Genomic DNA, 24,866 nt, shown 5'->3' on the forward strand with positions numbered 1-24,866 from the left:
TTAGGTAGAAGTGTAAGATATGAAAAAGGAAGAAACGGTTGATTATCACATCAAAGTTGTTTGGCATGCGATTTCAAGAATGTATAATCAAGGAGGACTCGAAAAAGGAATTACAGCCTCATCTGGTTTTGTATTACTCAACATCGATATAGAAGAAGGCACGCCAGCGACCAAAATCGCACCGTTACTCGGGATGGAAGCGCGCAGTCTCACACGTATGTTGAAAAACATGGAACAGACTGGGCTCATCTACCGAGAGAAGGACCCTAACGACAAACGTTCCGTTAGAATCATGCTGACAGAAGAGGGAAAGAAAAAAAGGAGCTTTTCCAAAAAGGCCGTTTTGTATTTCAACGACAGTGTCCGCAAAAAAGTCTCGGACGAAAAACTCTCCGCATTTTTTGACGTGATGTCATCTATAGAAGAAGTCATAGAAGAAAACAGAAACATAGAACAACAAATAATTTTGATCGAAAATGAATAGAGCCATCAAAAAAGTTGCTGTGCTGGGTTCCGGTATCATGGGATCAAGAATAGCATGCCACTTCGCCAACATCGGAGTGGAAGTGCTGCTGCTCGATATAGTTCCACGTGAACTAGACGATGCAGAAAAAGCCAAAGGACTGACACTCGCCGACACGCCTGTCAGAAACCGAATTGTAAACCAAGCGTTTGAATCCACCCTCAAAGCCAAACCTGCCGCGCTGTATGATAGCACCAAAGCAGCACTGGTCCAGTTGGGAAATTTTGACGATGATATGTCCAAGATCGCCAACTACGATTGGATCATCGAAGTAGTCGTCGAAAATCTGGATATCAAAAAACAAGTCTTCGAGACGGTAGAGAAATTTAGAAAGCCAGGAACACTCATCACCTCCAATACCTCAGGGATTCCGATACACCTGATGACGGATGGACGTAGTGAGGATTTTAAAAAGCATTTTTGTGGCACACACTTTTTTAACCCGCCACGTTACCTGAGATTGCTCGAGATCATCCCGACCAAAGATACAGATTCAGAAATCGTCAAATTTTTGATGAACTATGGCGACTTGTTTTTGGGAAAAGAAACTGTGCTTTGCAAAGACACTCCGGCCTTCATCGCCAATCGGATTGGGATCTACGCCATCATGTCGGGCATGCACACGGTCGAAAAAATGGGACTTACCGTCGGCGAAGTGGATCGCATGACAGGACCGATCATCGGTCGTGCCAAATCGGCGACCTTTCGTACGATGGATGTGGTCGGCCTAGATACTACGGTCAAGGTAGCGACTAATCTCTACCAAGGTTTGCCAAAAGACGAATCGCGTGACACATTTCAGCTGCCGCGCATCGTCCAAGAACTCTACGACAAAAAATGGTGGGGAGACAAAACCAAACAGGGTTATTTCAAGAAAACCGTGGATGAAAATGGAAAAAAGGAGATCTTAGAACTGAATCTCAAGACCATGGAATATGGTGAGCGAACCAAAGCACACTATGAGAGCCTCTCTAAGGTCAAAGACATCGAAAATGTCAAAGAACGTCTCCCGATCCTCGTTAACGCTGAGGACAAAGCAGGAGAGTTTTACAGAGCGACGTTCTACGATATGTTCAAGTACTGTTCCTACCGAATCCCTGAGATCGCCGATGAGCTATATAGGATCGATCAGGCGGTTGCCGCAGGCTTTGCTTGGGAGATTGGTCCATTCGAGACCTGGGATGTCTTAGGCGTCAAGGAAACGGCTCAAAAAATGGAGGCCGCTGGAATGAAACCCGCCGACTGGGTAGGAGAGATGATCGCTGCAGGGCATGATCGATTCTACAAATTCGAAAACGGCAAAAAACTCTACTACGATATACCGACCCAATCCTATAAGGTAGTACCTGGTACTGAGGGATTTGTAATACTGGAAGCCTACAAGGAGAACAACATTGTCTTCCAAAACCCAGGTGCGACAGTCTACGATATCGGGGATGGTATCCTAAATGTCGAGTTCCATACGAAAATGAATGCCATCGGTGGCGAAGTGATCGAGGGTATCAACACGGCCATCTCTATGGCTGAAGAAAATTTCCGCGGCGTGGTGATCGGTAACGAAGCACAGCAGTTTTCGGCAGGAGCCAATCTCGCGATGCTGTTCATGTTTGCGTCGGATCAGGAGTATGACGAGATCGATTTGATGATCCGTCAGTTTCAGCAGACGATGACACGTGCACGATTCTCGGACATACCGGTGATCTCTGCGCCATCAGGCTTGGCCTTGGGTGGGGGTTGTGAATTGTCGTTGCATTGTGATGCGATCCAAGCACATGCCGAGACCTACATCGGGTTGGTGGAAGTAGGTGTGGGCCTCATCCCAGGTGGGGGAGGTACCAAAGAGTTTACACTCCGTGCCTCAGACCAGTACGCTACGGGAGATCCAGAGCTCAACGTCCTACAGGAGTATTTCATGAATATCGCTACAGCGAAAGTTGCCACGTCGGCAGCTGAAGCAGCTGGCATGCATATCCTCAAGGATTCGGATCGAATCACCCTCAATCGTTCTCGACTTTTGGCGGATGCCAAAGCACGAGCCATCGAGATGGCCGAAGCAGGCTATACTCGCCCGATTGAGCGCCAAGATATCAAAGTACACGGACGCAGTTCGATGGCGATGTTCGAGGCAGGTGTGACAGGCATGCTCTATGGCAATTATATCTCAGAACATGACGCGAAAATAGCCAAAAAATTGGCTTACGTCATGAGCGGTGGAGATTTGACTTCCAGCACTTTGGTGTCAGAGCAATACTTGCTGGATTTAGAAAGAGAAGCATTCCTCAGTTTGACGGGAGAACCCAAAACTCTGGAACGTATCCACAGCATCTTGTTTAAAGGAAAACCGCTTAGAAACTAGTATTTAGATCTAAGAGCCAAGATTATAGAATTAAGACAACATGCATAACTACAAAGAATTGAAGATATGGAAAGAGTCGATCCAATTGGTGAAAGACTTGTATCCTGTACTCAATTCTTTTCCAGAAGACGAAAAGTACAATTTGATTTCGCAGATAAAAAGATGCTCCGTATCGGTACCTTCCAATATCGCGGAAGGAACCTCACGCAAATCGAATGTAGATTTCAAACGCTTTTTACAAATCAGTTTGGGGTCACTTTTTGAGATGGAAACGCAGTTATACTTGTCTTGTGAACTAGGTTTTATGGCTAGTCAGGATTTTAAGTTGTTTGAAACGAGAATTAATGAATTGCAAAAAATGATCTACGGGTTTTCTAAGAGTCTTGACTCTTGATTCTTGAGATCTCAAAATCTAAACAAATGGAAGCATACATAGTCAAAGGATATAGAACAGCAGTTGGGAAATCAAAAAAAGGTGGATTCAGATTCACCAGACCTGATGATCTCGCTGCAGATGTGATCAAGCACCTCACGGCACAAGTGCCCGAGCTCGATCCGAAAAGAATCGACGATCTCATCGTCGGCAATGCCATTCCCGAAGCGGAGCAAGGCATGCAAATGGGTAGGATGATTTCGCTGCTGGCTTTGCCAGTCGAAGTGCCAGGGTTGATTGTCAACAGATACTGTGGTTCGGGATTGGAAACTATCGCGATGGCTACCGCCAAAATCAAAGCGGGAATGGCCGAGTGTATCATCGCAGGTGGTACCGAGTCCATGTCACTCGTCCCGATGATGGGATACAAAACCGCCCTCAATTGGGAAATTGCCAAGAATAACCCGGAGTACTATTTGTCCATGGGTATGACAGCCGAAGAAATTGCCAAGGATTTCGGGATCACACGTGAAGCAGCTGATCAGTTTGCAGTCAATTCGCACGACAAAGCTCTTGCTGCGATCAAGGACGGAAAATTCAAAGACGAGATCGTACCGATCACCGTCAAAGAAACCTACATCAATGATGAGGGCAAAAAAGCCGAACGTGAATATGTGGTGGATACTGATGAAGGCCCAAGAGCTGGCACTTCTATGGACGGTCTGGCCAAACTCCGCCCTGCTTTCAAAATGGGTGGTCAAGTCACAGCAGGTAATTCGTCGCAGACCTCTGATGGAGCAGCTTTCGTCATGGTGATGTCTGAGAAAATGGTGAAGGAACTCAAGCTCGAGCCGATTGCGAGATTGGTGACCTATGCCGCGGCAGGGGTGAACCCACGCATCATGGGTATCGGACCAGTCGAGGCAATTCCGAAGGCATTGAGACAGGCAGGCTTGAAACTAAACGATATCGAGCAAATCGAACTCAACGAAGCATTCGCTGCACAATCACTCGCTGTGATCCAAGAGGCAGGCTTGAACCCAGACATCGTCAATCCGAATGGAGGAGCAGTGGCACTCGGTCACCCGCTCGGGTGTACAGGAGCGAAACTATCGATCCAATTGCTCAACGAAATGCGCCGTAGAAAACAAAAATACGGAATGGTCTCCGCCTGCGTCGGCGGTGGACAAGGTGTCGCTGGCATCTACGAGTTTTTGAGCTAAACGAAGATTTCAGCGAAAAACAACAAAGGCTTCTCAATATTGGGAAGCCTTTTTCTTTACCAAATCACTCCAGTGGAAAACTCAGGTTTTATCCACAAATACCACCTTGCCTTTGTCGGCTTGGATGATGTCTTTGCAGAATTGGCGGTACTCCTCGTATGCTTCTTTGGAGAATCGACCTTTGTTCTTTTCTAGTCTCCGTGTGTAGATCAGTTGGTGGTTTTCGAACTGATAGCTATTCTGATAGGTGCCAAACTGTGTCTCAATGCTTATGCCCTCTGGCAAGTACTCGATGTGGTATTTTTCGGGTAACTGATAGACGATGCTGTCTGTGTCCGTGTACTCGAAGGTCAATACCATGTCGGTCTGGCGGTTGGTGACACGCTTTGGTTTGGTTTTCCATTGGTTCATCAGGTTGGGGGAGAGGAAGAGCCGTTTGCCCTGATCTGCAGCCAATGAACGTATGTTGAGCTGTGCGGTCTCCATGATCGTAGGGATTTTGTCTTTGGTTTCGACAAAATCAAAATCAACGATTTGAAATTCAGAAATATCCGTGTTTTTATATATCCATTTTTCAAGTTTTTCATCACCATCATTGATGATCCAGTTTAGGTTGCCGTTTTCGTATTGCAAACCCGAATATTTGATTTGAAGGTTTGCCGTTGCATTTCCGTCTTCTAGTATCTGGACTGTGGCATAGCTCTCTTGGCGATTGACAGTTTTGTCATAGATGGTGGTATGTGCAATTTTTCCCCCTTCGGGGGTGATCAGTAGTACATCACGATCCCCGGTGAATTCGCCTTGGTAGCCAAAGGGGTTGGTTTGACTCGTGCATTCGAGCCAGATCGTGTCCTGTTGATTGGGGACACACAGAATGATGTGGTTGAAAACATCTACAGGGAAATCAAAATCTAATTGTCTAACAGGAGGACGATCTCCACCATAGACCAGCGTATAGTAGGATTCTATCCCGATGCTTTGCAATAGTGCGTGCGTATAATTGGAAAGTGCTTTGCAGTCACCATAGCCCAATTCATCTACCGTGCTGGCAGGGAACGGCTGCATACCACCTATACCGAGTTGGATGCTGACGTAGCGTGTTTTGTTTTGGACGTATTGGTAGACTGCTTTGATTTTTTCTTCGTCAGTACTGAGATTGGTGGTGAGTGCTTTGACCTCTTGAATCGTCGTTTGGCTTAGGTCCCCTCTTCCTTGGTTGAGTCTAAGCTGCCACAGTCCCATGTTGTGCCACGAATTGAAATCACCGCTGTATCCATCATAATGGAACGCCGAAGGAGAAGCGTAAATCACGGGGGTAAAATCCGAGACAGGTGGCCCATAGGGTTCGTGTTCCACAGCTTTGACATGAGCAAAAGAAATGCTCGACGTGGTGATTCCGTCCTGACTGACTATGTTGAGTGTTTTGTTTGTATTCACGAGTTTGAAATTTGGTTGTAGTTCATCTGGTGCGATGACTGTATAGTTTGACTCTACAACTGCTAGATTTGAAGTGGGGCTAATGTACCAATCCGGTATCGAATAGGTGTATGCACGTTCTTCTTCATATTCGAACTCTACAATGTATGGGTATTGATTTTGAGTCAGATCCAAATGTTGATAGCGGCTGTCGTCGAAGATCGTGCCTCCCGATGTAGCACTTCTGTCGTAGATATCGGATTTTTTGGATTTGGCGACCAATTTGCCAAATTGGTTGTAGCGCTTTCCTGTAAACGAGTTGATTTTGGTGAGTTTGTCATAGCCTATGGTTTCGGACGCCAGTCTTTTGGCTTTGGCATTTAGGATTGCTATCACCTGATGGCTGTGGTAGATTGCTTTCTTCTCGTCGATGATTTCGAAGGTCACTTCGTCAAGGAGATATACTGCATTTGCATTTTCTTTGAGGCTATCTGGGATTTGATCGATTCGATAGGTTTGGGCTTGTGCCAAAGAAAATGAGCTGAGTGCTACATAGCACCAGCTCATCCATTTTTTATATTTCCAATTCATCGTTTAGGCTTTTTTCAATACGATTTGTTCGTTGAGTTTGGCGATCATCTGTGCATAAAACTCTTTGAGGTACGGGTATTCATCTTGTACAAATAGTGTCTTATTGATTTTGAATCGTGTAAATACGACAAATTTTTGTCCTTGAGGAATGATTTTGTAGGTAAAAGAAGCTGCCCTATTAGGCATCATGAGATTAAAAGATTCAGGGATTTCTTCCATAGTATAGCCTTGGGGAATTTCAAAAGAGACATAGTAATCTTCTTGAACCAAGCTAGGATAACTTACAGGATAAGTTCGTTCTTGTAAGTGATAAATATTTTTTTCTAACCGGCCTGTGATTATTGGGTTGAAATAGATCATGTTGCCCATGGCATCTGCCTCTGCCTTTTTATTGAATTGAATCACTTCAATAAAATCTTGTGAAATGTCATTCGTATTGGAGATGCTTAAGCTATCGATTTCCCAATTTGACTTTTCGATAATGTCAGTTTTGAATTTTTCATCTCCATCATAAAAGTATGATTTGCGCTTCGACAAAGCATTGTATCCGCCATAGGCTTTGTTGAGTCGCCCTTCGATCATACCATCCTCACGGAGTATGATATTGCCAGTGATTTTCGATGCATCACTTTCCTCGCTGTGGAGATCTATCCAGCCAGGGTTGTCTTTGGATATGGTGTAGCCACGCCCATTGATACAGCGTGTGGGGAGTACCCCTATGGGGAGGTATTTTTCGGTAGCATCTAGCAAAATATATTTATCATCCACCAAAGCTTTGCAAATTACATAGTTGAACTGGCTCGTAGTGGCGTTGTATTCTTTGACCATGCCATGTGACCGTGTACTCACCAGTACTGGCTCAGCTTTTATATCAGCACGGTTTAGGAAATTGATCAATAAGAAATTGATATCAGCTGAAGAGCCCTTTCCTGATTCAAATATATTCTGTTCACTTTCTCTAGCATATTTAGAGGATATACCATTCCAAGTCATTTGGTTGGTGATGAGTCTGTAGATTTTTGCTAACTTTTCTGAGTCAGAGTCTGTTTCATTTGTGTTTTCTGTGACGACACGTTTGCTCAATAGTATCGCTCCTTTGGTTCGATCACCGAAATAGTCGTGTTCTAACATCTCATTGTTGAGAGACTCCCAGGTGCCACGATACCTTTTGGCTATCGAACCAGGAAAATCTACGAGCTCCAGCTCATAGTTGATCATCGATATGAAATCATTTGGTGTAGTTAGGTTGGGTTCTTTGATAAATGCAGGGACATCTTTCATGACGATACGTTCTTCATTGTATCTCACATCATAGGATTTAGTACTGCTAGAAGTACGTCCACCATTGACCCCTGGCGTTAGTTTTGAATCTATTCTAACACTGAAAGTTTGATTGCCACTAGAGGATTCATTGATGTATGCTGGTAGGTATCCTTGAAAGTCTTTTTGGTATTTATAGTAATCAATGAATTTGGCTCTATACTCACTCCAAGCCACGGGTATAAAATATTGGAATTGCCACCCTTGGAAATTGAACAAAAAGTCTGAAGTAATCCGGTAGGTAAACTCAATCACCGAACCGACCTTGACGGCAGGCATGGTTATCTTGATTTTGTCATGGTTTTCGTCGATTTCTTCTTCGAAGATAGATTCCTTCTCCAGTTTGGTTTTGACGATGCTGCCATCTTCTAGGTTGTAGGTATAGCCTTTGAGCTGGCTGTACGTTTCTTTTGCACTGGATTGCTTGTACAACTGAAACGAGTGGTTGGCATAATCATATCCGTCCTTGGTCAAAATCTTGATGCGCGTCGTGCGTTCGTGGATTACCTGAAACTGATCCGTACCATAGTCCATGTACGATTGACCATAGTCGCAGAGTACTACGGCACTGGCCGAAGAGTCTAGCGCATAGTGCGTCATGGCTAGTTCTTCTTCGCTGATCTTCCCGAATTTGACGGGCGTTTTTTGAGCGAAAGAAGGGTTGAAAATAAAGAATGTCGAAATTAGCAAAAGGATCGAAATGTAGTTGGCCATGGTATGAAAAGCGTTGTTTGTAATCTGCAATAAAATAATTCCACTAACGATTTCCAAATAAGGACTTGTTTCGTAACGTTAAAATAATCTCGATTTCTTTAGGTGCTTCTGCATTACGTTTTGTCTACTGGGTATTGTAAGATACCTTTATGCATATGAAAAAATGGGTAGCGATTTTACTTCTAGTGCAAGTTTTGTATTCCTGTTCGTCTGAGCGCAAAGAGAGTCAAAGCGAAAAAGAGGACATCAAACGTGAACAAAACCTCATTGGTACATGGACCAATGTCTCTTTACTGGTAACCATGAAGCGACTGGAGAAGCAAGACTCTGTCCTGCGTGCCAATGAAGGCGAGTGGGAGCAAGTACTGAAAATAAAACCGATAGAGACGACTTTCCATGCCGATAGCACTTTTGAGTCCGAGTATTATACATTAGATGGTCAGAAGATGAACACTACCTATGGCCAGTGGTGGATTCAAAACGACTCGCTTGTTATGCTGACCGAATCTGGAAAGACATTTTATGATTTCGAATACAATGGAGACAGAGTGCGTTTTCGCTCTACTCTTGATTGGGATGGAGACGGTATTGCCGATGACGAGTATGATGGTGTTCAGATCAGAATGGACTAATCGCCGGGCGATAGTTTCTTGCATCGAGGAACTGACCGATTAGAAAAGTAATACCTTGTTGGATTGCCCAAAGGATCATTTATTATTGCCGATAAATTTTTGAACTATGCTGAAAGTAGGAGACCAATACACGACAGATTTTACGATTACTCAAGATCAGATCGCGGCATTCGCCGAATTGTCTGGTGATAAAAACCCACTGCACCTAGATGCAGAATATGCCGCAGAGACACCTTTCAAAAAACCGATCGCACACGGGATATTCTCGGCTTCATTTATTTCCAAAGTACTGGGTATGGATTTTCCCGGAGAAGGCACACTATACTTGTCACAAAACTTGTCGTTCAAACGCCCAGTCTATCCAGACCAAGCCTATGAGGTACGCCTAGAAATCACCGAAACCGTAGAAGGCAAACACACGGGTACGATCAAAACGCAGATTTTCGACAAGGAGAAAAACAAGCTCGTAGTAGATGGCGAAGCACAAGTTCGCCACTTGGATAAGTTGCCTTAGGACTAGTTTAATCGAGATACTTTTTCTCATGCTCCTCTATTCATCACCGTCATTTACCAAAGTGACGAAGGAGCTATTAGATAATTCGATCAGTCTGCATAACACTAGGGATACCCCGATCTTACGTCGGGGTATGACGGTAGAAATGAAGATCGGGTGTGGCGCAGAATCGAGAGCATGAGGTCTAGTATTGTGTACAGGCTCTGATTAATTAGAATTGTTAACTGACCGAGTCCTGTTTCTTTTCCTTCCAGAAATAAACCACAGCAAAAACCACCAACGCCACCGCATAGTAGCTAGCCCAGCCATAGACATACTCAAGGTTAGCATAGTCTACCGCCCAGCGATAATCGATCGCTAAGTGATCTAGCCGCAAAGAAACCAAACTCAGTAGCAGTCCACTGCCTAGTATCCATCGAGATACCCGTGATAGTTCTATGAGTGTCAAAGTCATGATGAAGGGAAACCCCAAAAATAGGATGCGGGTCATGTCCTCACCCGCCAACATCCCAAAGGCACAGTAGCACAGACTCAAAAGAATCAATGTACCGTACTGCTGGTTCTTCAATCTCGAAAACCGAAAACGAAAAAGCACCACGAAAGGCAAAAGCCCAAAAGCAGACCCAAAGGCTGCAAACCAACGAATGATTCGGCTGGGATCGTCCACGACCAATCGACCATGGTAGAGTAGCGCCATCAGTGAGGATCGTTGATCCGACTGATCTGGCATCAGTGCCAGCAGGGATTTTTGGATAGCAATCCCGAGGACGAGCGATAGGAGTAAGTGTTTTCCTTCAGGCCAACGGTCGTCTCTTTCCGCGAAAATAAAATGAACGACCGTCAGCAAAACCATCACCGCCAAGAACGATTCCTTTTGCAGTAGCGCTAGAGGAATCAGCCAATAGAAGTGTTTGAACTTACCCTGAAAGAAAAAGAGGAGTGCCATACTCTGAAAAAAATACAGCGGTACATCGACCGTGATGTTGTCGTAATGATTGTAGCGGATGATACCTGTCCAGTGCAAAATCAGCCAGCCAAAACCCACATACTGATACAGTGGACGAATCTTCAAATAAGTCCATAACTGAACCAGCATATAAATACTGCCTACGAAAAACAGAAAGTTGACTAAATCAAAAGCAAGCCCCATCTGATCTCCTGGTACAAGGCTCGCTAAGAGAGGAACCAGGGGTCGGTTGTAGAATGGATGATTGATCACACTGACACGCCCCGTTTCAAAATACGAATATAACTTCTCGTACTGATGTGCATCACACAGTTTACAAGATGTATAATCGAGTGAGACATTGACCACATAGAAAAACGTATAAGCTAGAACTGCCGTGACTAGAATGATCCAAACGGCAGGTTGATTTTTTCTATCTAAGTCAGTGGTTGCTGTCACGCGGCTACTTTTGGGTTTTCAAGCATCAAAATGAACTTCGAATATTGTCAAGCTGTCGAATAGCTACTTCTATTTCCTCTACATCTTTGATGATTAGCATCAATTTACCTTTCATTTCCTTGATTTGGTAATCCTTCGGGTGTTGCTGTATGTAGCCCATCACCAGTCCAAATACAGGAGACGAATAGTATTTTTCATTTTCTTGGGGAGGGAAATAGCACCGCATGCGACCGTTTTTGATCACGATCTTTTCGAAACCAAGATCGATAGCAAGCCAGCGCAGTTTCACTGTTTCGAAGAGTTGAAGTACAGACGTAGGGATTTTGCCAAAACGATCCTCGACTGATTGACCGAATACTGCTAGTTCGCTGTTGGACTCGATGTTGTCGAGCTGTGTGTAGAGGCTGAGTCGCTCGGTGATGTTTTTGACATAGTCTTCTGGGATCAAAATCTCCAAATCCGTTTCGATGACACAGTCATTGATCAGCGCTTTCATCAAATCGTCTTTTTGATCAGCAAAGAGTTCTTTGAACTCGTTTTCTTTCAAGTCCTGAACCGCCTCATCCAGTATTTTGTGATACATATCAAAACCTATATCGGTGATGAACCCGCTCTGTTCTCCCCCTAGCAGATTGCCCGCACCACGGATATCGAGATCACGCATCGCAACTTTGAATCCATCGCCCAGATCGCTGAATTCTTCCAGTGCACTGAGTCGTTTGCGTGCATCGGACGATAGTTTGGAAGTAGGTGGGGTAAACATGTAACAAAACGCTTTTTTGTTGGAGCGACCGACACGACCTCTCATCTGGTGTAGATCGGATAGGCCGAAGTTTTGCGCTGAGTTAATGATGATGGTGTTGGCATTGGGGATATCTAGTCCCGATTCGATGATGTTGGTAGAGACGAGGACGTCATATTCTCCTTCGATGAATTTGAGCATGACTTTTTCCAATTTAGGCCCTTCCATCTGGCCATGGGCTACACCGACACGTGCATCGGGTACGAGTCGATGGATCAGGTTGGCGATGCTCTCGATATCACTGACTTTGTTGTGCACGAAAAATACTTGACCACCACGGCGTAGCTCGTAGCTGATAGAGTCACGTGTGACCTCCTCGCTAAATACATGCAGCTCAGTTGTCACGGGCTGGCGGTTAGGTGGTGGGGTAGCGATGATGCTCAGGTCTCGTGCACCCATCAGCGAAAAGTGAAGTGTACGCGGAATAGGTGTCGCACTGAGTGTGAGCGTATCCACATTGACTTTCATCTCTTTGAGTTTGTCTTTGATCTTCACGCCGAATTTTTGTTCTTCGTCGATCACGAGTAGCCCGAGATCTTGGAACTGTACGTCTTTGTTGACGATGCGGTGGGTGCCGATCAGGATATTGACTTTACCTTCTTTGACACGCTGTAGTACGTTTTTGATTTCTTTGGTCGTCCGAAAACGGTTGATGTATTCTACCTCTACTGCGAACCCTTCCAATCTAGACTTGAATGTGTGATAGTGCTGCATCGCGAGTATCGTCGTGGGGACGAGTACTGCGACTTGCTTTCCTTCGATGGCTGCTTTGAACGCAGCGCGTATCGCTACCTCTGTTTTTCCAAACCCAACATCACCACACACGAGCCTGTCCATCGGATGGGCTTTTTGCATGTCGATTTTTAGATCTTCGGTGGCTTTGGCTTGATCTGGGGTGTCTTCGTAGATGAAGGACGTCTCCATCTCTGCCTGATGGTAGGTATCTTCTGAAAACGCAAAACCGGGTGCGGCTTTTCGTTTGGCATAGAGTGCGATTAGCTCCTTGGCGATGTCTTTGACCTTGCTGCGGACTTTTTTCTTTTTGTTTTCCCACTCAGGCGAACCTAGTTTGCTCACTTGGGGCGGGGCACTTTCTTTGCCGCTATATTTGGATATTTTGTGTAGGGAGTGAATACTCAGGTAGAGCAAGTCATCGTCGCGATAGATGATGCGGACGGATTCTTGTTTGTTGCCATTGACCTCTACGATATCTAGTCCTGCGAATCGCCCGATTCCATGGTCGACGTGTACGATGTAGTCTCCAGGATTTAGGGTTCGGAGTTCTTTCAGGGTAAGGGCTTTGGACTTAGAGTGCTTTTGGCGCACCGCGTATTTGTGAAAGCGCTCGAAAAGCTGGTGATCTGTGAAGATGGCTACCTGCTGATTGTTGTCTATAAAGCCTTGGCGAAGACTCAGGATCAAACTATCAAATTTGATAAACGGGTTGATCTCTTCGAAGATGGACTGAAGTTGTTGAACGGGTTTTTCTGATTCTGAAGCGATGACAGTCGAGTAGCCTTTTTCTTGATAGCTCTCAAAACTGTCTGCCATGAGTTCGAAGTTCTTCTGAAACGAAGGTTGTCCTGATATCTCAAACTGGAACTCATGACCGCCCTTGCTGTAGTAGCGATTGCCAAATTCGATTTTGGCGTACTTTTCGATCGCGGTACTAAAACTCTCGCTCGTTTCGAACAGCTGATCAGGTTTGAGTACGATGCTCGATTGGTCACTGGCCTCCATGATCGCACCGAAACTGTCGTTGGCTTTTTCGAAATACTTGTCAATGATATCCAGTGTTTGCTGTCCATCTTTCATCCAGATTTTCGAATTTTTGGGGACATAGTCCATGAAGGACTGCCGCTGCTCTTCGAGCAGTTTGGTCTGGATGTTTGGGATGATGTTGACGGTTTTGAGCTTGTCTTTGGAGAGCTGACTCTCGGGATCAAAAGTTCGGATACTTTCTATTTCGTCTCCGAACAATTCGATTCGGTAGGGAAGTTCGCCTGCATAAGAGTACACATCGATGATACCACCACGTATCGCAAACTGTCCTGGTTCGTAGACAAAGTCATCTTTTTCAAATCCATAGGTAATGAGCAGCTCACTCAAAAAATCCGCATCGATAGATTCACCCACCTTGGCAGTCCAAGTGTTTTCTACCAGTGATTTTTTGTTGATTACTTTTTCGGTGAGCGCTTCGGGATAGGTGACGATCAGTTCACCAGTCGATGCTTTGTTGTTGATTCGATTGAGAATTTCGGCACGCATAAGGATGTTTGCGTTCTCCGTTTCTTCGAACTGGTATGGTCTTTTGTAGGAGGATGGAAAAAGCAGAACCTCTTTGTCACCGAGTATATTTTGTAGGTCGTTGTGAAAATAGGCGGCCTCTTCTTTTTCGTGCAGGACGAAAATGTGATTTTGGTGATTGGTCTGGAAAACTGCCGCTGCGACGACTGCATCCATACTGCCGACCAAACCTTTGATTCTCACATGAACGTTTTCGTTTGGCTTGATGCTTTCAGCGATGGCTTTTACCTGGCTGTCAGCTTTATAGATGGTAAGTAGATCTTTGCTCTTCACTCGAAAAAATTTGGGACAAAGGTATGTCCATTTGACGACTAATATGTTTCATTAAACGACCCTTTGGCGATTAATGTCATGTATCTCGAAACCTTATACGCTCAAATACATATAAGAAGTTAAGTAATAAGTTCTAGTTAGTATTATTGATTTTGTGAGTCAAAAGAGACTCACTGATTAAGGTTAGGTTAGTATAATCAGCACGCTCGCTAGGGCGTGCTGATTTCATTTACGGCTATAAATGATATAGTTTTAGATTTTGGTCATTATTCTTCCATCAATTCCATTCTTTTGAAGCGCCTCAACCGAACTGTATTTTTTCCTCCCATCATTTTGTTAGTGTTCACGGTGCTGCTGAGTCAGCTGTATGGAGACGAATTTGTCTCGACGCTACAGGTCGCTAATCAGTGGATACTCGATCATTTTAGTGGATTATTTTCTTGGACGGCATTATTGATTCTTGGATTGGTCATCGTGGTTTACTTTTCTAAGTTGGGACGCTGGCGTATAGGCGGTTCTGATGCCAGACCAATTTTGAGCAAATGGAAGTGGTTTGCTGTGACTATTTGTACGACGATCGCTACGGGCATTTTGTTTTGGGGAGTTGCTGAACCGATTTTTCATTTTTCAACTCCACCTCCGAATTTGGGCATAACCGCTGGATCGAAAGAAGCCATGACCTTTGCTATGTCTTCATTGATGATGCACTGGACACTCACGCCTTATGCGATTTATACTTTGGCAGGTTTAGTTTTCGCAGTGAGCTTTTATAATCTCCGACAGCCATTCAGCTTGGGTTCGATGGTCAGCCCATTGTTTGCTGATCAGATGAACCCAAATGTTTCGAATTTCATTGATATCGTATGTCTATATGGGCTCGTAGCTGGTATGGCAGCTTCATTGGGGGCAGGTTTGCTGAGTGTGATGGGTGGCTTGGATCACTTGTTAGGCTGGAGCAAAACGAGTTGGGGTCTTGCACTGATCACTGGGGCTATCGTGGTAACGTTCATAGTCTCGGCTGTGTCGGGCTTGATGAAGGGGATTCGTATACTATCAGATATCAATATTCGCTTGTTCATTCTATTGGCGCTTTTTGTGTTTTTGGCAGGCCCGACTTGGGCTTTGTTAGAGCTGGGTCTATCTGGTGTGAGCGAATATGCGGCGCATATGGTTTCACGAAGTTTGAATCTAGACAATGTCTTGGGTCAAAAATGGTTTAACAGCTGGACGGTTTTCAACTGGGCCAACTGGCTCGCATGGACGCCCATTACAGCGGTGTTTTTGGGTCGCATTGCTAGAGGATACACAGTGCGGACATTCATCATTTTCAATCTCGTGATTCCGTCCATCTTTGGTGCGGTATGGATGATGATTTTTGGTGGGAGTGCACTGCTCATGGATTTTAATCAAGGAGGGGTGCTGAGTGAGTCGCTTCGTGCCAATGGCCCTGAAAGTTTGGTGTATTTAGTATTGGGAGATTTACCATTTGCTATCGTCGTGAGTACGGTTTTCGTCTTGTTAATTTTTCTCTCCTATGTTACCGCAGCGGATTCTAATACTTCGGCGATGAGCGCATTGAGCACGTCTGGGATTTCTCTGGATCAGATAGAGGCACCTGTTCGTATAAAAGTCATCTGGGGTGTTTTGATTGGTTTGGTTGCTTGGGTGATGGTTAGTTCTGTCGGCATAGAGGGTATCAAAATGACCTCTATTTTGGGAGGTTTCCCAATCTTATTTTTCATGATTGCGGTGAGTATGTCAGCAGTCGTATTGATGATCAGATCTAGAAAAGTAAAGAACTGACTTAAGTATTTATTAATTTCGCTGGACCGCTTGATCGACCCGTGTAATATTCGAATCTTTATCAAAAAATTATTAACAACATGAAATTTAAAAGCTTCTTAGTAATCGCGCTAATTTTCTCAAACTTGATGGCTTTTGGCTGGGGGAAAACGGGTCACCGTGTCGTGGGCGATATTGCTTACTGGCATCTAGACAGAAAGGCGAAGGGAAAGATACACGAGATACTCAAACATGAGCACCTCAATATGGTGGGTAACTATATGGATTTTGTCCGGTCGGACAAAGACATGGGTTATATGTCGCCATGGCACTATTGTACTGTTCCTGATGGCGAAACCTATAGCGAAGCGCCAGAAGAAGGAGATGCTGTAGAAACCATCAATCGTTTGATTGAGGAACTGAAAACCAAGAAATTCACCTACGGTACCGAGTTAGAAAACTTGAAATACCTTGTACACTTGGTGGCTGACATTCACCAGCCGCTACATGTAGGAAACGGTGAAGACAAAGGAGGCAATGATGTCAAGGTGACTTTCATGTGGGAGGAGTCTAACCTGCACCGCGTGTGGGACAGTGGGTTGATTGACTATCAGCAGCTCAGTTTTACAGAATACTCTAAGTGGGTCAACCACATCAGTGAACAAGAACTGGAAAAAACACAATCTCAAGGGATCGATGTATGGATCGAGGAGTCAATGAATCTTCGCCCAGTGATATATGACATTCCTGAAAACGGCAAACTGTCTTATGAATACAACTACAAGCACATCGCGACGATCAATGATCGACTGTTGAAAGCTGGGGTTCGTTTAGCAGGCATTCTCAATGAGATTTATGGCTAAGCTATAATAGCGTTTATTATATCTGAAGCTGTTCTATAAGTATGGGTATTACCCATACTTATAGAACAGCTTTTTTGTTTCTAAGCGCTAGAGAAGATACGCACTAATAGGTATTGATCACTATGAGTAGCTGTACTACCTTGTAGAACGTAATTGACATACGGTATCAAGTAGTCAAGCCCTTTATTAACCTAACCTGAAAAGGAATCCAATATCGGATTCCTTTATTTTTTTAAGGAACGTAGAACCGTATGGGCAAAAAAATAGCAGGGTTAATCTGCTATCACTGTGTTTATGATTTCTTACTTCTAAAAAGGCAACTCATTGAGTTGGACATTACCTCCTGTGATGATGATACCTGTCTTCTTCCCAGCGAAAACTTCTTTGTGCTTGATTAAAGCAGCTACTGCTACAGCACTAGATGGCTCAATTACGATTTTCATTCGCTCCCACACCAGTCTCATCGCATCAACGATTTCTTGTTCACTGACACAGTAGATATCGTGTACATATTCTTTGATGATGGCGAAGTTGAGTTCGCCGACAGATACTAATAGTCCATCTGCAATGGATTTAGGATCTTTGACTCCTTCTAGTTTTCCAGATTTGAAGGATTTGTAGGTGTCGTTGACAGCTTCTGGTTCTGCCAAGATCATTTTAGTAGTAGGGCTGACATGACCAAGTGTCAAGGCTGACCCGGCAGCTAATCCACCACCACCCACAGGGGTGATCATGAAATCTAGCTCAGGTTGCTCTTCTATGAACTCCTTGGCAGCTGTGGCCTGACCTGCGATGATTCGTGTATCGTGATAGGGGTGTACCTGGATCGCTCCAGTACGTTCGATTACTTTTTTACACGCCTCTGCTCTGGCTTCCTCTGTAGGTTCGCACATGGTGACTTCTGCGCCGTATCCTTTTACTGCATCGACTTTGACTTGCGGTGCGTTGGAGGGCATGACGATGTAGGCTTTGACCCCAGCGTCTGCTGCTGCTTTGGCTACAGCCTGCGCATGATTACCTGAGGAGTGCGTCGCAAAACCATTGAGTCGCTCTTCTGGACGGTAAGACATGATCACGTTCGTCGCACCTCTCATCTTGAATGCGCCTACTTTTTGAAAATTCTCACATTTGAAAAACACCTCACCGCCGACAATTTCATTGATCGTACTAGAGGTCATGATTTGCGTATTGTATATATACTTGCTGATTCGGGTGTGTGCCCTTTTGATGTCACTTAAGCTTGGAAATTCCATAGTTATTGTATTCTCGTTTTCTCGGCGGCAATTTAGTTAGCAATTACATTTAACACTCTATCTGGGTAGTCAGAAATAATCCCATCTACTCCCCAATGGATTAATTTTTTCATATCCTCTTCTTCATTTACCGTCCATGGGATTACTTTCATTTTCATATCATGAAGCTTATTGATTTTCTCCTGATCCAAAAATGGATGATAGCAGCTGTAGATCTGTGGGGTAAAGCCTAGTTCTTCTAAGTTTTTGTCAATCGATTCGGTGTTTTCTATCAACACTGCTAGCTCAATTTCGGGATAGGTTTCGTGGAAGTAGCGCAGTACTCGAAAATCAAAAGACTGTACATTGACATGCTTAGTGTTCATGTTTTGGATGATGAAATCATAAACCAGTTTGGAAAAGACCTCTGGTGTTGGATGAAATACGTTGTCTCCCATCGGTAGGCATTTGATCTCGATGTTGTACCGGATGACCTTGTTTGGATTTTCGGACTCAAACTGGTTGACAAGTGATACTAGTTCTTCGAGCAGTGGTTTGTGCACCACCATTTTCTGTTGATCAGGAAATCGTTTGACGAATTTGGATCCCACATCGTATTTTTTGATTTGCGTATAGCTCATCTGGTAGATGTTGTGCTTTTGCTCACCTTCTTTAGGTATGCTCTCGCCCAGAGAGTCCAGTGCGATGTAGTGGTTCATGTAGGGCTCGTGTGAAATCAGCAACTGCTGATCCCGCGTCACTGCTAGATCAAGCTCTAGTGTGGTGATGCCTAGCTCCAGCGCTTTCCTAAAAGCGGGTAGCGTATTCTCTGGCATCAGCCCCCTTGCTCCGCGATGACCTTGTATGTCTATCGGTCGATGAGATGTTTCTTCTGGTTTTTCCACTCGGCAGGCTGTTATACTAGTTATAAGAATAAATATAAGGAAGCAATAGTTAACACGAGTCATGGTTTTGAGGTTTAGACAAAGGTGTCGATATCTAATGTCAGTGCCAAAAAAATTGAGCATCAAGGGATTAAGCTTAGGTTAAGTCTGATCTTCCTAGGCGTCTCATTGTAGTGTGATACTCACAGGACAATGGTCTGATTCCATGTAGCTCGGGTGAATTTCTGCTGCTGCCAGCTGAGGGAGCATCGACTCGCTTAGTAAGAAGTAGTCAATTCTCCAGCCAACATTTCGCTCGCGAGCTCCACCTCGATAGCTCCACCATGTATAGGCATCTACGGTGTCTGGGTAGAGATGCCTGAACGAATCTATTAGTCCTGCCCCGACGAAGTTGTCCATACCGTCTATCTCGGTCTGAGTAAAGCCAGCGGATTTGTTATAGTTGGCTTTGGGTCTAGCTAGGTCGACATCTTTGTGCGCGACGTTAAAGTCACCGCAGACAATCACGGGTTTGGTTTTTTCTAAGTTTTTGAGGTAATCTCTGAAGTCTGCGTCCCAGCCTTTGCGGTAGTCCAGACGACTTAGGTCATTTTTGGAGTTGGGTACGTAGACATTCGTCAAGTAATAGTTGTCATACTCCAGTGTCAGGATTCGTCCCTCTTGGTCATGGATATCTATTCCAAATCCTCTTGAGACAGAAATAGGTTCTTTTTTGGAAAGGATGGATGTGCCGCTGTAACCTTTTTTGATAGCGCTGTTGGAGTAGACATGGTAGGGAATCTCACCGAGTGCCTCTAGGATTTGATCGTCTTGGGCTTTGGTTTCTTGTAGACAGATGATGTCTGCGGCCATGGTATCTATGGACTGATGAAAGCCTTTTTTGATGGCGGCTCGGATGCCATTGACATTCCAGGATACGATTTTTTCACTCATATGAATTTTTATTTATCTAGATCAAAAATAAGCAATGTCTTTGGTATGTTATCGATTCTGACGAAAGTGATCCATGATGATCCATTGAAACAAACGTTGGGGTAGAATAGGTTTTAGTTTGGCTGCCAGTAGATCTAGTGGTTTGCCTATGGCGTAGCGTAGTTTGAGTTTTGGTTTTTGGATGATACGGTGGATGAGCTTGGCAACTTTGATGGGGTTGTTACCATTTCGTTCTCCCTTGACGATGACCTCTAGGGCACGGTTGTACCCTAGCTGATATTCGGTACTGTCGTCTGCGATAGACAAAATTCTATTTTGGGATATTTCGGTCATGAAATCTCCTGGCTGGATCAGTGCCACTTGAATGTTAGTCGGGTGCAGTTCCATGCGGAGTGCTTCAGCATAGCCTTCGAGTGCATGTTTGCTTGCAGCATAGTAGGCCTGATTTGGGATAGCAAATAAGCCCATGACAGAACTAATGTGGATGATTTTTCCAGACTTCTGCTGCCTCATGTGAGGCAGTATGGCGTTGTTTGTATTAACTACACCCCAAAAATTGGTTTCCAATTGTTGACGTGCATCATCGGGATGTGTCAGTTCTGCAGGACCGATGACAGATATACCAGCATTGTTGATCAGGACGTCTATTCGGCCTTCTTTATCAATGACTGTTTGTACAGCCGCAGCGATGCTTTTAGGTTTGGTGACATCCATTTTCAACAGAAAGGGGTTGTCACCACTAGGCCTTCTGCTGGTGCCATAGACACGGTGACCTTTGCCAAAGAGATAGTCAAAGCATGACTGGCCTATGCCTGACGATGCGCCCGTGATGAAAATGACCTGCTGTTGATTCATGACTATAGATATGCAGCGCCAAACACACCTGCCGAATCACCCAATTTGGGTTTTAGGATTTTGGTATGGCATTCGGTGTTGAAGATGTGACGTTTGACAGACTCCAGTCCTTCGGTATATAGTGCGTCAATATTGCCAACACCTCCACCGATCACGATCACGTCGGGATCTATCATGTTGATGATTGTGGAGATGGCTTGACCGTAGTATTGGATCAATCGATTGTAAGTTTGCTCTGCGACGGGGTCTGAGGATCGATTTTGGATAATGTCAGCTAGACCTAATTTCTTTCCGCATTGTTCGTAGTAGTAGCGTTCTAGGTGTGGTCCCGCGATGACGGTTTCTACACAACCTGTTTTGCCACAGTAGCAGGGACCACCGCTCTCGTGGAGGAAGTTGTGACCCCATTCGCCTCCGATTCCGTTGGCACCATTGATGATCTGGCCGTTGACGACTAGTCCGCCACCGACACCTGAGCCCATGATCACCCCGAATACGACTTGTGCATCGGGAGCGGTATCAGGTACACAACCCATTTGCGTCTCTGCCAGTGCAAAGCAGTTGGCATCATTGGCCATGTTGACAGGGATACCCAAAATCTTTTGGAGATCAGCATGGACAGGCTGGCCATTGAGATGGACGGAATTACAATTTTTGAGTAGGCCAGAACTGGGGTCTGTAGATCCAGGGGTACCGATACCGATTTTTTCGGGAGAGAGGCCAGACGTGTCTTGGAGTATGTTGACGAGTTTTTGGACTTGGTTCAAAACATGGGGATAGCCCTTGGCTCCCTCAGTAGGAATTCTCTCCCGATACAGTACTTCTTTTGTTTCCGAATCTAGAATAACCCCTTCTATTTTCGTTCCTCCTAAATCTATTCCCCAAAGTTTCATCTATACGTATTGATTTGATCATGAAGACTCCAGTATTATTCGAATACTGTCGCTTCTTTTATTTTTTGATTCAAAACTAATACTTCTTGCTCTTTCTGCGAATCAGACCACCCGAGCAAATTTTGCATTTGATCTGCGACGATTAGATGACTGCTGCGGACACTCTCCAAGTCAAAGAACAAACGTCCAGTTCTGTAGATATAAAAATCAGCGAGGTGATAGACCCATTCATTTGTGATACAGAATGCTACTTCGGCTTCTATAATATTCGTTCCATTATGGGTCGCCTCTATGATGGCGTCTGTCTGTGTCCCGTAGAGATCGACCAAATAGGAAATCTCTATTTTGCTCAGGTGTGAGTTGGTTTTAGCGAGAGACTTTTTGTATTTGGTAATCGCCTTTGGGGATTTGAAGCCATTGCCAGGTAGTTTGTATTTCTTGGTTTTGCATTTGGGGATTTTCTTGCCTGTGTCGTCATGCCGTCTGTCGAGTAGTGTCTCGACAGCCCGTTTTGCCATTTTTCGATAGCCGGTTAGTTTGCCTCCAGCGATGGTGATGAGGCCCTGTTCGGAGATGAAGATTTCGTCTTTTCTCGAAATTTCAGAAGCGGATTTTCCCTCTTCTGCTATCAAAGGTCTAACACCAACCCAAGAAGAAATCACATCTTCAGTTTTCAATCCCAAAGCAGGAAAGTAGCTGTTGGCCGAGTCGATGAGGTAATGCACATCGTCCATGGTGGTACGTAGGTCTTTGAGGTCCTGATCGTAGAAAGTATCTGTCGTACCGAGATAGGTGATGTCTTTTCGTGGGATCGCAAAAATCATTCGACCATCTGGTACGTCAAAGTAAAGCGACTGCTGGATGGGAAACTTCTCATAAGGAAGTACGAGATGAACGCCTTTGGTCAAATGCAGCTTTTTGCCCGTGACTTCCTCTTGATATTTTCGGATATCATCGGACCAAGGACCCGCTGCGTTGATGACGTAGTCTGCATATATTTTGTATTCGGTACCGAGTAGTTCGTCTTTCACTTCTACGCCAGCGATGACCCCTGCTTTTTGGATGAACCGTGTACAGGCAGTATAGTTGATGACCTTGGCACCTTCGCTTTGTGCTGCTTTGAGTAGTTCGATGACCAAACGAAAATCATCTGTTTGGTATTCGGAGTATAGACCACCCCCCTCGATGTTGTTGTCTGCAAGTAGGGGTTCTAGTACTTTGGTATCTGCTGCGGACAGCATTTTGCGTTGGTCGGCTTTTTCGACATCTGCGAGCACATCGTAGACCATCAGTCCTACCGAGGCGATGATCTTGCCATAGTTGCCATCTTTGGTTAGAGGCAACAGCATTTTTTCGGGACGGACGAGATGTGTGGCTAGTTTGTGGAGAATGGCTCTTTCCTTGCCAACTTCTCGAACCAGCCCAAATTCGAACTGCTTGAGGTAGCGGAGGCCACCGTGGATTAGTTTGGTGGATTTGCTGCTGGTACCAGAGGCAAAATCGTTTTTCTCCACGAGTGCAACTTTGAGCCCTCGTGTCACCGCATCTAGTGCGATACCTGCTCCAGTGATACCCCCTCCGACAATGACCAAGTCAAAGTATTCGTTTTCAAGTGCACTGACAGTTTCGTGCCTTTTCTCCATCTGTAGGGATGCTGACATAGTTAGATAGTTTGGCTGAAATTAATCAATTCTGCGAGTTTGTAATTCGTCGCACGAAATTCTTAACCTAGCGATAATATGATTCAACAATTTAGGGTTAAATCTGATTTGGATGAAATATCGGATGTGTTAAAATCATGTGTATTTTACAGCGTGATGACCGAATTAGAATTATATATACAATCCAGTTTTGATCTGGAACCTGTGCATACTGCGGAGGTGGGAGAGTTATTCGAATCAGAGATGATCGACAAAGGTTCTTTTTTTACCAAAGAAGGTGCCCTCTGTGGCAAACTCAGTTTTGTCAAGTCTGGGTATTTGCGAGTTTTTAAATACCTGGATGGGAAAGAGGTAACACAGTGGATCTCCTCTCAGGGAGAGTTCGTGGCGGAGCTATCGAGTCTAATGTACGGGACACCGTCTCGGTGGAACATCGAGGCACTGACAGATTGCGAACTGTACACGATCTCTCAATCTAATTATCAGAAGATCGGTCAGATCGTTCCTCATTGGGAAGCGCTTGAAAAACAAATTATTGCTAAATGCTTTGTCAGTCTCGAGGATCGTGTGTTTTCTTTTCTGTCCATGTCAGCGGAGCAGCGGTACCTCAAGCTTTTTGATCAAAACAAGGAATTGATGAACCAGATACCTCTACAGTATCTCGCCTCTATGCTAGGGATGTCTCCCGAAACGATGAGCCGAATCAGAAAAAAACTGAGTTCTTGATTTATGTCAAGCGTCCGCAACGATATAACCACAACTTTTGCCTAACACTAAATAATATAACAATGAAACTAGAAATTAAATCTCAAATTGACATTCATGCCTCTGCAGATAAAATTTGGGAAGTACTCATGGATTTTGATAGTTATCCTGAATGGAACCCATTGGTCAGGGAAATATCGGGAAAAGCTGAAGAGGGACAACGGATCAAGGTTGTGCTGCCCGAGATGACTTTCAAGCCTGATGTATTGGCTGTATCAGAGAAGCGCGAGTTTAGATGGAGAGGAAAACTGGGCGTTCGTGGGCTGTTCGACGGAGAGCATTATTTCGTTTTGGAACCAACGGATAAAAATAATACTCGCCTGATACATGGCGAATCATTCAGTGGCCTGTTGGTCGCTGTGCTCAAGAAAAAACTGGAAACAGGGACCCTTGATGGGTTTAAAGCCATGAATGAAAGTCTCAAAAAACGTGTAGAAGGCTGATGTAATATGAATGGTTAAGCGCAGCTTTTACACTGGCTAATGAGGCATGGTCTGTCTGTCAGGCTTTGTTATCTTTGTGGTTTCG

20 protein-coding genes are annotated in these 24,866 nt (G+C 44.6%); 10 read left to right on the top strand and 10 right to left on the bottom strand.

From position 1 onward, the window contains the following. Window positions 1–19: 19 nt before the first annotated feature. From BUB99_RS09055 to BUB99_RS09070, 4 genes are read left to right on the top strand one after another with little or no spacing between them, the layout of a single operon-like run. The gene (locus tag BUB99_RS09055; protein ID WP_073121652.1) at window positions 20–484 is read left to right on the top strand and encodes a MarR family winged helix-turn-helix transcriptional regulator; all 465 of its coding nucleotides are present in this window, start codon (window positions 20–22) and stop codon (window positions 482–484) included. Continuing rightward, a complete protein-coding gene (locus tag BUB99_RS09060; RefSeq protein ID WP_073121654.1) occupies window positions 477–2,879 on the top strand; it encodes a 3-hydroxyacyl-CoA dehydrogenase/enoyl-CoA hydratase family protein in 2,403 nt (800 codons plus the stop codon). Before BUB99_RS09055 ends, BUB99_RS09060 begins: the two co-directional genes overlap by 8 nt. 40 nt (window positions 2,880–2,919) lie before the next feature. Then, entirely contained in the window at window positions 2,920–3,273 is a 354-nt protein-coding gene (locus tag BUB99_RS09065) for a four helix bundle protein (protein WP_073121656.1), read from the top strand. Window positions 3,274–3,299: 26 nt separating this feature from the next. Beyond that, the gene (locus BUB99_RS09070) at window positions 3,300–4,475 is read left to right on the top strand and encodes an acetyl-CoA C-acyltransferase (protein WP_073121658.1); all 1,176 of its coding nucleotides are present in this window, start codon (window positions 3,300–3,302) and stop codon (window positions 4,473–4,475) included. Between the two features lie 81 nt (window positions 4,476–4,556). On the opposite strand, the gene BUB99_RS09075 is transcribed toward BUB99_RS09070, so the two are convergent. Both BUB99_RS09075 and BUB99_RS09080 read right to left on the bottom strand, forming a co-directional pair. Next, window positions 4,557–6,482, bottom strand: a complete 1,926-nt coding sequence (locus BUB99_RS09075) for a DUF3857 domain-containing transglutaminase family protein (RefSeq protein ID WP_073121660.1) — start codon at window positions 6,480–6,482, stop codon at window positions 4,557–4,559. 3 nt (window positions 6,483–6,485) lie between these two features. Beyond that, window positions 6,486–8,516, bottom strand: a complete 2,031-nt coding sequence (locus BUB99_RS09080) for a DUF3857 domain-containing protein (protein WP_073121662.1) — start codon at window positions 8,514–8,516, stop codon at window positions 6,486–6,488. A 155-nt stretch (window positions 8,517–8,671) separates the two neighbouring features. Here BUB99_RS09080 and BUB99_RS09085 point away from each other — a divergent pair, with 155 nt between their 5' ends. Together BUB99_RS09085 and BUB99_RS09090 are read left to right on the top strand one after the other, a co-directional pair. Further along, window positions 8,672–9,148, top strand: a complete 477-nt coding sequence (locus BUB99_RS09085) for a hypothetical protein (RefSeq protein WP_073121665.1) — start codon at window positions 8,672–8,674, stop codon at window positions 9,146–9,148. Between the two features lie 106 nt (window positions 9,149–9,254). Then, the gene (locus BUB99_RS09090) at window positions 9,255–9,662 is read left to right on the top strand and encodes a MaoC family dehydratase (RefSeq protein WP_073121667.1); all 408 of its coding nucleotides are present in this window, start codon (window positions 9,255–9,257) and stop codon (window positions 9,660–9,662) included. A gap of 220 nt (window positions 9,663–9,882) precedes the next feature. Here the strand turns inward: BUB99_RS09090 and BUB99_RS09095 are convergent, their stop codons facing one another. Both BUB99_RS09095 and mfd read right to left on the bottom strand, forming a co-directional pair. Continuing rightward, window positions 9,883–11,067 carry a hypothetical protein gene (locus BUB99_RS09095; protein ID WP_073121668.1) on the bottom strand — a complete coding sequence of 395 codons (1,185 nt, stop codon included), beginning with the start codon at window positions 11,065–11,067 and terminating at the stop codon, window positions 9,883–9,885. Between the two features lie 25 nt (window positions 11,068–11,092). After that, window positions 11,093–14,449, bottom strand: a complete 3,357-nt coding sequence (gene mfd / locus BUB99_RS09100) for a transcription-repair coupling factor (protein WP_073121670.1) — start codon at window positions 14,447–14,449, stop codon at window positions 11,093–11,095. A gap of 291 nt (window positions 14,450–14,740) precedes the next feature. Between mfd and BUB99_RS09105 the strand changes: the two genes are divergently transcribed. Continuing rightward, complete coding sequence (locus BUB99_RS09105) at window positions 14,741–16,252, top strand: BCCT family transporter (protein ID WP_073121672.1); 1,512 nt, start codon at window positions 14,741–14,743, stop codon at window positions 16,250–16,252. Window positions 16,253–16,332: 80 nt separating this feature from the next. Beyond that, window positions 16,333–17,094, top strand: a complete 762-nt coding sequence (locus tag BUB99_RS09110) for a S1/P1 nuclease (RefSeq protein ID WP_073121674.1) — start codon at window positions 16,333–16,335, stop codon at window positions 17,092–17,094. Between the two features lie 308 nt (window positions 17,095–17,402). Here BUB99_RS09110 and BUB99_RS09115 read toward each other — a convergent pair whose 3' ends face one another. The 6 genes from BUB99_RS09115 to BUB99_RS09140 all read right to left on the bottom strand — a co-directional run bounded on the left by BUB99_RS09115 (window position 17,403) and on the right by BUB99_RS09140 (window position 23,573). After that, entirely contained in the window at window positions 17,403–18,347 is a 945-nt protein-coding gene (locus BUB99_RS09115; RefSeq protein ID WP_073121675.1) for a pyridoxal-phosphate dependent enzyme, read from the bottom strand. 32 nt (window positions 18,348–18,379) lie between these two features. Further along, window positions 18,380–19,231 carry a glycerophosphodiester phosphodiesterase family protein gene (locus BUB99_RS09120; RefSeq protein ID WP_170863768.1) on the bottom strand — a complete coding sequence of 284 codons (852 nt, stop codon included), beginning with the start codon at window positions 19,229–19,231 and terminating at the stop codon, window positions 18,380–18,382. A 165-nt stretch (window positions 19,232–19,396) separates the two neighbouring features. Continuing rightward, the gene (locus tag BUB99_RS09125; RefSeq protein WP_073121679.1) at window positions 19,397–20,164 is read right to left on the bottom strand and encodes an exodeoxyribonuclease III; all 768 of its coding nucleotides are present in this window, start codon (window positions 20,162–20,164) and stop codon (window positions 19,397–19,399) included. A gap of 48 nt (window positions 20,165–20,212) precedes the next feature. Continuing rightward, window positions 20,213–21,019, bottom strand: coding sequence for an SDR family oxidoreductase (locus tag BUB99_RS09130; RefSeq protein WP_073121681.1), 807 nt, complete (start codon window positions 21,017–21,019; stop codon window positions 20,213–20,215). Window positions 21,020–21,021: 2 nt separating this feature from the next. Next, complete coding sequence (locus BUB99_RS09135) at window positions 21,022–21,912, bottom strand: ROK family protein (protein WP_073121683.1); 891 nt, start codon at window positions 21,910–21,912, stop codon at window positions 21,022–21,024. A gap of 35 nt (window positions 21,913–21,947) precedes the next feature. Further along, complete coding sequence (locus BUB99_RS09140) at window positions 21,948–23,573, bottom strand: glycerol-3-phosphate dehydrogenase/oxidase (RefSeq protein WP_073121685.1); 1,626 nt, start codon at window positions 23,571–23,573, stop codon at window positions 21,948–21,950. Between the two features lie 78 nt (window positions 23,574–23,651). Here BUB99_RS09140 and BUB99_RS09145 point away from each other — a divergent pair, with 78 nt between their 5' ends. Then, on the top strand, window positions 23,652–24,299 hold the full coding sequence (locus BUB99_RS09145) for a Crp/Fnr family transcriptional regulator (protein WP_245816818.1): 648 nt from the start codon (window positions 23,652–23,654) through the stop codon (window positions 24,297–24,299). A gap of 62 nt (window positions 24,300–24,361) precedes the next feature. Beyond that, window positions 24,362–24,781: an SRPBCC domain-containing protein gene (locus BUB99_RS09150; protein ID WP_073121690.1), complete on the top strand. Its 420-nt coding sequence runs from the start codon at window positions 24,362–24,364 to the stop codon at window positions 24,779–24,781. Window positions 24,782–24,866: the final 85 nt, after the last annotated feature.

Source organism: Reichenbachiella agariperforans, from assembly GCF_900142205.1.
GTDB lineage: Bacteria > Bacteroidota > Bacteroidia > Cytophagales > Cyclobacteriaceae > Reichenbachiella > Reichenbachiella agariperforans.